This is a genomic window from Stenotrophomonas sp. 3diitr2024, assembly GCF_042136455.1.
GTDB lineage: Bacteria > Pseudomonadota > Gammaproteobacteria > Xanthomonadales > Xanthomonadaceae > Stenotrophomonas > Stenotrophomonas sepilia.
This window is the reverse complement of sequence record NZ_JBHHMJ010000075.1, coordinates 1-6,820: the sequence shown is the minus strand read 5'-3', so window position 1 is coordinate 6,820 and position 6,820 is coordinate 1. Positions and strand designations below refer to the sequence as shown.

At 67.8% G+C, this 6,820-nt stretch carries 9 protein-coding genes; 8 read left to right on the top strand and 1 reads right to left on the bottom strand.

Annotated features, from left to right (window positions below):
• Positions 1–63: 63 nt before the first annotated feature.
• A complete protein-coding gene (locus ABGA94_RS01775; protein WP_005411656.1) occupies positions 64–315 on the bottom strand; it encodes a GlsB/YeaQ/YmgE family stress response membrane protein in 252 nt (83 codons plus the stop codon).
• Positions 316–399: 84 nt separating this feature from the next.
• Here ABGA94_RS01775 and ABGA94_RS01770 point away from each other — a divergent pair, with 84 nt between their 5' ends.
• From ABGA94_RS01770 to ABGA94_RS01735, 8 genes are all read left to right on the top strand, one after another.
• Positions 400–999, top strand: coding sequence for a 4'-phosphopantetheinyl transferase superfamily protein (locus ABGA94_RS01770; RefSeq protein ID WP_005420390.1), 600 nt, complete (start codon positions 400–402; stop codon positions 997–999).
• A gap of 39 nt (positions 1,000–1,038) precedes the next feature.
• Positions 1,039–1,677, top strand: coding sequence for a 16S rRNA (guanine(527)-N(7))-methyltransferase RsmG (gene rsmG / locus ABGA94_RS01765; RefSeq protein ID WP_005420388.1), 639 nt, complete (start codon positions 1,039–1,041; stop codon positions 1,675–1,677).
• Positions 1,678–1,789: 112 nt separating this feature from the next.
• Complete coding sequence (locus ABGA94_RS01760; RefSeq protein WP_375366210.1) at positions 1,790–2,587, top strand: ParA family protein; 798 nt, start codon at positions 1,790–1,792, stop codon at positions 2,585–2,587.
• Positions 2,587–3,510: a ParB/RepB/Spo0J family partition protein gene (locus ABGA94_RS01755; RefSeq protein ID WP_049415931.1), complete on the top strand. Its 924-nt coding sequence runs from the start codon at positions 2,587–2,589 to the stop codon at positions 3,508–3,510. Before ABGA94_RS01760 ends, ABGA94_RS01755 begins: the two co-directional genes overlap by 1 nt.
• Before the next feature lie 122 nt (positions 3,511–3,632).
• A complete protein-coding gene (locus tag ABGA94_RS01750) occupies positions 3,633–4,367 on the top strand; it encodes a suppressor of fused domain protein (protein ID WP_005420384.1) in 735 nt (244 codons plus the stop codon).
• Positions 4,368–4,412: 45 nt separating this feature from the next.
• The gene (locus ABGA94_RS01745; protein ID WP_005420382.1) at positions 4,413–5,378 is read left to right on the top strand and encodes an NAD-dependent epimerase/dehydratase family protein; all 966 of its coding nucleotides are present in this window, start codon (positions 4,413–4,415) and stop codon (positions 5,376–5,378) included.
• A gap of 90 nt (positions 5,379–5,468) precedes the next feature.
• A complete protein-coding gene (locus ABGA94_RS01740; protein ID WP_005420380.1) occupies positions 5,469–6,191 on the top strand; it encodes a glycosyltransferase family 2 protein in 723 nt (240 codons plus the stop codon).
• Positions 6,191–6,538, top strand: coding sequence for a lipid-A-disaccharide synthase N-terminal domain-containing protein (locus ABGA94_RS01735; RefSeq protein WP_005420378.1), 348 nt, complete (start codon positions 6,191–6,193; stop codon positions 6,536–6,538). Before ABGA94_RS01740 ends, ABGA94_RS01735 begins: the two co-directional genes overlap by 1 nt.
• The last annotated feature ends 282 nt before the right edge of the window (positions 6,539–6,820 follow it).

Below are 6,820 nucleotides of genomic sequence, written 5' to 3'. Positions count from 1 at the left end.
GCGCGGGCATCGCCGGGCCCGTTCTGAAAGGCCCGCCGGCCAGCGGCCGGCGCTACCGCCGTGTCAGCGTATGCTCTTGCGGGTGAACAGATTGACGATCGCCAGCAGGATCACTGCACCGATCAGCGAGAACAGGAAGGTTCGAATGGTGATCGCTTCGTTGATGCCGCCGCCGAACAGCCAGCCGGAAATCAGCGCGCCGACGATGCCGACCACGATGTTGAGGATGATGCCCTGCTGGGCATCGCGCTTCATGATGATGCTGGCCAGCCAGCCTACGATGCCGCCGACGATCAGCCAGATGATGATGCCCATGATCGAACCTCCGGTGGGGAACGGTGACCAGTTGACGCGCACGGCCGTGAACCCGTCGTGCAATCGTGTGACGGGCGCGTGCGCATGAGCCTGCCAGCCACCCTCGACGGCCCGTGGCGCTTTGGTCCGGTGACGGTCTGGCGGCGCCCACACGTGCCCGGCCAGCGCGGCGAACCGCAGGCACGGCAGGTGCTGGCGCAGGCCCTCGGGGCCGATCCGGAGACGCTGCCGCTGGTCCGCGATGACAAGGGCCGGCCGGAGCTGAGCGGCGCATTGGCCCACTACGGCACCGGCTGGAGCCACAGCGGCGAGGTGCTGCTGGTGGCGCTGGGCGAAGGCGTGCGGCTGGGCGTGGACCTGGAACTGCTGCGGCCGCGCGCCCGCCTGCTGGAGATCGTGCAGCGCTTCTTCCACCCGGAGGAGGTGGCGTGGCTGGAAAGCCTGGACCAGGCCGACCGCGAACACTGGTTCTTCCGCGTGTGGTGCGCCAAGGAAGCGATGCTGAAGGCGCACGGCCAGGGTATCTCGTTCGGCCTGCACCGCCTGCAGCTGGCGCCGGGGGCCGATGGTGCCCTGCACCTGCGCTGGTGCGACCCGGAACTGGGCGAGGCCGCGCGCTGGCACCTGCACGAATGGCAGGCCACCGGTCAGTTCCGGGCGGCGTTGGCCTGGTATCCGCACTGAGGCGGGGAATCAGCGCGCAAAACCGGCGATAATGCCGGCATGAGCGAACACCCACTTCCCGCCAGCGTGGCTGCCACGCTGGAACAGGGCCTGGCCAGCATGGGCCTGGATGCCGCGCTGGCGCCGCCGCTGCTGCGCTACCTGGCCCTGCTGCACCGCTGGAACGGCACCTACAACCTCACCGCCATCCGCGACCCGCAGGAGATGGTCACCCGCCACCTGCTCGACTCGCTGGCGATGCAGCCGTTCGTGGCCGATGGCAGCCTGGCCGACCTCGGCACCGGCCCCGGGCTGCCGGGCATCCCGCTGGCCATCGCCTGCCCGGGCCTGCAGGTGACCCTGGTCGAGAGCAATGGCAAGAAGGCGCGCTTCATGCGCGAGGCCGTGCGCCAACTCGGCCTGGGCAATGCCCGCGTGGCCGAATCGCGCGCCGAGGCGCTGGACGAGGCCGGTCGTTACGACCAGTTGACCGCCCGTGCCATGGATACCCTGGCCGGCATCGTCCGCGTCGGTGGCCACCTGCTGCGGCCGGGGGGCGTGCTGCTGGCCATGAAGGGCGTCTACCCGCATGAGGAGATCGCGGACTTGCCGGCTGGCTGGCAGGTGCGCGAGGTGACCCCGCTGAGCGTGCCCGGCCTGGCCGGCGAACGCCACCTGGTCACTGTTACAGGCCCTTGATTCCCGCCGCCAGCCCCTTGTGCAACAACGGGTTGGCGATCCACGATTTCCGCAAGGGGCCGGTTGTACGCATAATGACCGGTCCCAGCACACGTCGACGAGGCACACCCGCATGGCCCGCATCATCGCCATCGCCAACCAGAAGGGTGGCGTCGGCAAGACCACGACCGCCGTCAACCTGGCCGCTTCCCTGGCCAACGCACCCAAGCGCGTGCTGCTGGTCGACCTCGATTCGCAGGGCAACGCGACCATGGGCAGTGGCGTGGACAAGCGTGAGCTGGCCGCCTCCACCTACGATCTGCTGCTGGGCGAGTCCAGCGCCGCCGATGTACTCGTGCAGACCGCCGAAGGCTACGACCTGCTTCCCGGCAACATCGACCTGACCGCCGCCGAGATCCAGCTGATGGCGCAGAGTGAGCGCGAGCAGCGGCTGAAGCGCGCGCTGGCACCGATCCGCGACGAGTACGACTACATCCTGATCGACTGCCCGCCGGCGCTGTCGCTGCTGACGCTCAATGCGCTGGCCGCTGCCGATTCGGTGATCGTGCCGATGCAGTGCGAGTACTACGCCCTGGAAGGCCTGAGCGCGCTGGTGGAAACCATCGAAGCGCTGCGTGCCAACCTCAATCCGGCGCTGGAGATCGAAGGCGTGCTGCGCACCATGTTCGACGTGCGCAACAACCTGGCCAACGCGGTGTCGGCCGAGCTCACCGAGCACTTCGGCGATCGCGTGTTCCGCACCATCGTGCCGCGCAACGTGCGCCTGGCCGAGGCACCCAGCCATGGCCAGAGCATCGTCGGCTACGACCGCGCCTCGCGCGGTGGCGTGGCCTACCTGGGCCTGGCCGGCGAGATCATCCGCCGCAACAACGAACGCAACAAGGCCACCAAGGCCGTGGAGACCGTCTGATGACCAGCAGCAAGCCGGCAGCCAAGAAGCGAGGCCTCGGCCGTGGCCTGGACGCGCTGCTGGGCCCGAAGGGGGCGGTCAGCCAGGTGCAGGCCACCACGGCGGTGATCGAGCCGCTGCCGGGGGAAGTGCTGCGCAAGTTGCCGGTCGGCCAGCTGCAGCCGGGCAAGTACCAGCCGCGCCGCGAGATGGACGAGGGCAAGCTGTCCGAGCTGGCCGACTCGATCAAGTCGCAGGGCGTGATCCAGCCCATCCTGGTGCGCCAGCTGCCGGCGGGCAACTACGAAATCGTCGCCGGTGAACGCCGCTGGCGCGCATCGCAGCTGGCCGGGCTGGACGAAGTGCCGGTGGTGGTGCGCGAGCTGGAAGACCGCACCGTCATCGCGATGGCGCTGATCGAGAACATCCAGCGTGAAGACCTCAACCCGCTGGAGGAAGCCGAAGCGCTGCAGCGCCTGATCAGCGAGTTCACCCTCACCCATGCCGAGGCCGCCGAGGCCGTCGGCCGCTCGCGCGCGGCGGTGTCCAACCTGCTGCGCCTGCTGGAACTGCCGGTGGCGATCCGCCTGCTGCTGGAAACCCGCCGCCTGGAAATGGGGCATGCCCGTGCGCTGCTGACCCTGGCCCCCGAACTGGCCGGCAAGCTGGCCCAGGAAGCGGCCGACGAAGGCTGGTCGGTGCGCGAGGTCGAGCGGCGCGCGCAGGCTTTCGCCGCCGGCAAGGTGCCGAGCAGCCGTCCGGTGGCCACGCCGAAGGTGCAGCAGGCCGACATCGCCTCGCTGGAAACCGAGCTGTCCGAAGCGCTCGGCGCCAAGGTGGCGATCAGCCACGGCCGTGGCGGCAAGGGCAAGCTGATCATCCACTACACCGACCTGGACACCCTGGACGGCGTGCTGGAAAAACTGCGCACGCGCCAAGGCTGAGCCCTGCGCCGCGTCGGGGGGCGGCCTGTTCCTGCCGCGCCCGGCGAATGACAGGGAACGCACCGCCACGCGCACCGGGAATGCACTGACCTCCGGCCGTGGCCTCATCCAGGGAGCAGGACATGAGCAACGACTACGAGGACGTCAGCCCGGACGGCACCCAGATACTGGTACATCGCCGTGAGAAGGACTTTGTGCTCGCCATCGGCGAAGAACGGCACATCGAGGCGATCAGCGCCCACATCGAACGCCACCTGGGCCCGGTGTCCGGTGTCTTCCATGAAATCATCTCCGACCTGGTGCACATCGACGTGCACGTGGTGCCTGCCAATGACCACTGCCCGTACCTGCGCCTGGTCACCTCCGGCATGAGCGACCTGCCGATGACCGTGCCCGCCGAGGTGGATGCGGACGTGCCGCGCTACATGGAACTGATGGTGACCCTGCCGGCCGACTGGCCGATGTCCCAGGACGCCTTCGAGGATGAGCGCAACTACTGGCCGGTGCGCCTGCTGAAGGGCATGGCGCGGTTGCCGCACGAGTACGACACGTGGCTGGGCTTCGGCCACACCATTCCCAACGGCCATCCCAGCGAGCCCTATGCGCCGGGCGTGGGTTTCGACGGTGCCATCGTGCTGCCGCCGGTGACCGCCCCGGAGGACTTCGCCACGCTGGAGCTGGAGGATGGCAATACCATCAGCTTCATGAGCCTGGTTCCGCTGTACCCCGAAGAGATGGACCTGAAGCTGAAGAAGGGCGCCGACGCCCTGCTCGACCGCTTCGATGCGAAACAGATCAACGATGTGATCGAGCCCGGCCGCACCAACGTGGCGAAGAAGCGTTTCGGTTTGTTCTGAGACCGGTAACATCAGGGGCCTGAACTTCGTTCCCAGGCCCCTGCCATGACCATCCTGCTCACCGGCGCTGCCGGCTTCATCGGTGCCTACACCGCCCGCGCGCTGCTGGAGGCCGGCCAGGCCGTGGTCGGCCTGGACAACTTCAACGATTACTACGACCCGCAGATCAAGCGTGACCGCGTGGCCGCGCTGTGTCCGGCGCTGGACCTGCGCACCCTGGACCTGACCGACCAGCAGGGCCTGGCCGCACTGTTCGACGAGGTGCGGCCGACCGCGGTGATCCACCTGGCCGCGCAGGCCGGCGTGCGCTATTCGCTGGAAAACCCGCATGCCTACGTCGACAGCAACCTGGTCGGCTTCGTCAACATGCTCGAGTTGTGCCGCCACCGTGGCGTGCAGCACCTGGTGTATGCCTCCAGCAGTTCGGTCTACGGCGATTCGGCCACGCCGCCGTTCTCCGAAGACCAGCGCGTGGACCAGCCGCGCTCGCTGTACGCGGCGACCAAGGCGGCCAACGAGCTGATGGCCTACACCTACGCGCAGCTGTACGGCCTGCATGCCACCGGGCTGCGATTCTTCACCGTGTATGGCCCGTGGGGCCGGCCGGACATGGCACCGCTGCTGTTCTCGCGCGCGGTGCTGGCCGGGCGGCCGATCGACGTGTTCAACGAAGGCCGCATGCAGCGCGATTTCACACATGTCTCCGACATTGTGTCCGGTATCCTCGGCGCCCTCGCGCATCCGGCCGACGGCCCGGTGCCGCACCGGGTGTTCAACCTCGGCAACCATACGCCGGTCGAGCTGGAGCGCTTCATCAGCGTGATCGAGCAGGCCGCCGGCCGCCCTGCGCAGAAGGTCTACAAGCCCATGCAGCCCGGCGACATGGTGCGCACGATGGCCGATACCCGGCGCGCACATGACGCTTTCGGCTTCGATGCGGTGACCCCGATCGAACAAGGCCTGCCGCCTGTGGTGCAGTGGTGCCGCGAGTATTTTGGCGATCGCGCCTGAGGACGGATCCTCACGCCGCCGGGTTCATCTTCGGATAACCTCGGTTTCGGAGAATGCGCGGTCTTTGTCCCCCCTTTGGCCGAGTGCCTTATGAGCCAACCCGAGCTTTCCGTTGTCGTCCCGGTGTTCAACGAGCGCGACAATGTTGCCCCGCTGGTCGCCGAAATCACCGCTGCGCTGCGTGGCCGGCTGCCGTTCGAGATCGTCTACATCGACGACCACTCGCGTGATGACACCCTGGCGGTGCTGCAGGGATTGAAGGCAACCACCCCGGAACTGCGCGTGCTGCACCATGTGAACCAGAGCGGGCAGAGCACGGCGGTGCGCACCGGCGTCAAGCACGCGCGCGCGCCGTGGATCGCCACCCTGGATGGCGATGGCCAGAACGATCCGGCCGATATTCCCAAGCTGCTTGCCGCACGCGACGCCGCCGAGGCGCAGGTGAAGCTGTTCGCCGGCTGGCGCGTCAACCGCCAGGACAGCGGCAGCAAGCGCTGGGCCAGCAAATGGGCCAACGCCATCCGTGCGCGCATGCTGCGCGATGACACGCCCGACACCGGTTGCGGCATCAAGCTGTTCGAACGCAGCGCGTTCCTCGACCTGCCGTACTTCGACCACATGCACCGTTACCTGCCAGCGCTGATGCAGCGTGCCGGCTGGAAGACCACCAGCGTGCCGGTCAATCACCGCCACCGTACCGCCGGCGTGTCCAAGTACAACAACCTCGGCCGCGCGCTGGTCGGCATCCGCGACCTGCGTGGCGTAGCCTGGCTGATCACCCGAAGCAAGCGCACCGCGGTGGAGGAGCGCTGATGGATCTGGAGCTGCACTGGCTGGATCAGCCCCTGACCTGGCTGTACTGGACCGGCCTGCATGTGACCGGCTGGAAGCTGATCGGCTACACCGGCGCACTGATGTTCGGCGGCCGCTGGCTGGTCCAGTTCATCGCCTCCAAGCGCGCCGGCAAACCCGTCATCCCGCGCCTGTTCTGGTACATGAGCGTGCTCGGCAGCCTGATGACCCTGAGCTACTTCCTGTTCTCGGCCAAGCAGGACTCGGTGGGTGTATTGCAGAACCTGTTCCCGGCGTTCACCGCGCTGTACAGCCTGCACCTGGACATCAAGCACCGCGGCTGGAAGCGCGACAGGGCCAGCCACTGAGGCTGCGGGGTCGGATCCCTTTCCACTGGAAAGGGCTCTGACCCCTGTCAGGATCCCGGCGCATCCTCGCATGGCGTGGATCTACTGCATGTTCAGCGGCGGTGCCCTGGTAGATGCCGACCTTGGTCGGCGCTGGGTTTCCCCGTGTGCCAACCAAGGTTGGCATCTACCAGAGCGGCCGGTTCCCGGTCCTGCCTGCGCTGCAGGCGGGACCTTCGTCCCATGCCATGGGCCGTGGGCGGTGCCATGATCGGGGTCTGCCTTCCCGGGAACCTGTGCTCG

Coding starts and splice junctions, on each gene's coding strand:
- ABGA94_RS01775 (WP_005411656.1), bottom strand. CDS start 315: ATGGGCATCATCATCTGGCTGATCGTCGGCGGCATCGTAGGCTGGCTG.
- ABGA94_RS01770 (WP_005420390.1), top strand. CDS start 400: ATGAGCCTGCCAGCCACCCTCGACGGCCCGTGGCGCTTTGGTCCGGTG.
- rsmG (WP_005420388.1), top strand. CDS start 1,039: ATGAGCGAACACCCACTTCCCGCCAGCGTGGCTGCCACGCTGGAACAG.
- ABGA94_RS01760 (WP_375366210.1), top strand. CDS start 1,790: ATGGCCCGCATCATCGCCATCGCCAACCAGAAGGGTGGCGTCGGCAAG.
- ABGA94_RS01755 (WP_049415931.1), top strand. CDS start 2,587: ATGACCAGCAGCAAGCCGGCAGCCAAGAAGCGAGGCCTCGGCCGTGGC.
- ABGA94_RS01750 (WP_005420384.1), top strand. CDS start 3,633: ATGAGCAACGACTACGAGGACGTCAGCCCGGACGGCACCCAGATACTG.
- ABGA94_RS01745 (WP_005420382.1), top strand. CDS start 4,413: ATGACCATCCTGCTCACCGGCGCTGCCGGCTTCATCGGTGCCTACACC.
- ABGA94_RS01740 (WP_005420380.1), top strand. CDS start 5,469: ATGAGCCAACCCGAGCTTTCCGTTGTCGTCCCGGTGTTCAACGAGCGC.
- ABGA94_RS01735 (WP_005420378.1), top strand. CDS start 6,191: ATGGATCTGGAGCTGCACTGGCTGGATCAGCCCCTGACCTGGCTGTAC.